Genomic DNA, 447 nt, shown 5'->3' with positions numbered 1-447 from the left:
GAACTGGGCCACAAAGTGACCCTGGTCAGCGACACCGCTCTGGAAGATTCCCTGGCCGAGTCCCTGAAGTTTGAAGGTGAGTCGTTCTCCCGTGCACCAGTCGTGACCGTAATGGGCCACGTTGACCACGGTAAGACTTCCCTGCTCGACTACATCCGTCGTGCCAAGGTAGCTGCTGGCGAAGCCGGCGGTATCACCCAGCACATCGGTGCATACCACGTTGAGACTGATCGCGGCATGGTCACTTTCCTCGATACCCCGGGTCACGCCGCGTTTACCGCAATGCGTGCCCGTGGTGCCAAGGCGACCGACATCGTGATCCTCGTGGTTGCAGCGGACGACGGCGTGATGCCGCAAACCATCGAAGCGGTTCAGCATGCGCAGGCAGCTGGCGTGCCGCTGGTGGTAGCAGTGAACAAGATCGACAAGCCGGGCGCCGATCTCGAT

The 447-nt window shown here is 61.1% G+C and carries 1 protein-coding gene; it reads left to right on the top strand.

Translation table 11 applies throughout. The features are described 5' to 3' along the window. A partial coding sequence (locus J5M71_RS28460; protein WP_207838980.1) for a GTP-binding protein occupies positions 1-447 on the top strand: 447 nt, incomplete at both ends.

The sequence above is a fragment of the Pseudomonas sp. 43(2021) genome, assembly GCF_017490805.1.
In the GTDB taxonomy this organism is placed as follows: Bacteria; Pseudomonadota; Gammaproteobacteria; order Pseudomonadales; family Pseudomonadaceae; genus Aquipseudomonas.
Note: the sequence above shows the minus strand (reverse complement) of the source record. Positions and strands in the feature narration are given on the sequence as shown.